The organism is Rhizobium sp. RHZ02, from assembly GCF_014851575.1.
GTDB classification, from domain to species: domain Bacteria; phylum Pseudomonadota; class Alphaproteobacteria; order Rhizobiales; family Rhizobiaceae; genus Rhizobium; species Rhizobium altiplani.
In genome coordinates this window covers 1-550 of the sequence record NZ_JACUZX010000090.1, presented here as the reverse complement: position 1 = coordinate 550, position 550 = coordinate 1, and the positions used below count along the sequence as shown (strand labels likewise).

Genomic DNA, 550 nt, shown 5'->3' with positions numbered 1-550 from the left:
TGCAGCCGAAACGGCACGACGTTTTACCTCGATAGAGGCTGCGAATGGACGACCGATCCTGAGATGGCTTGGGAATACGAAGAGTACCAAGACGCAGATCGCGACATGCGCAGCTTCGGCGGCGAAGTCTTCGAATTCAAGCGCCTCATGCGCCGTACGGACGCCGAGAGCTTCACTGGGCACAACGAAGCCGCTCGCCTGGAGCGCGCTTATCTGGAGGCGGCAGAATGAAGAACTTCACCAATGGCGCACTCGTCATGATGATTTGGCGTTTTGATGGCTCTTCAGAGATCGTCGCCAAGTTCCAGTACATGCGCGATGCGAAGATGTTCTGCGAGGCCAAGATTGCCGACGACGCACAGCGTGGCGCGAATAAGGACGGCTCTTGGTTCTATCTGGCGGTTTGCGAGTCCGAATGTGAGGCGCAGGCCTACCGAAATCTTGAAGATGAGGCCGCGTGATGGACGACGAGCCCGAAGACTTCACCATGCTCCAGCACCTCCTACGCCACGCCGAAGAGCACCTAGCGAAAGCCAAGGACGAAGCCGAC

At 57.8% G+C, this 550-nt stretch carries 2 protein-coding genes; both read left to right on the top strand.

Annotated features, from left to right (window positions below):
• On the top strand, positions 1-231 hold a 231-nt coding region (locus IB244_RS31640), incomplete at its 5' end, for a hypothetical protein (protein WP_192307000.1).
• Entirely contained in the window at positions 228-461 is a 234-nt protein-coding gene (locus IB244_RS31635; protein ID WP_192306998.1) for a hypothetical protein, read from the top strand. The genes IB244_RS31640 and IB244_RS31635, both read left to right, overlap by 4 nt.
• Positions 462-550: the final 89 nt, after the last annotated feature.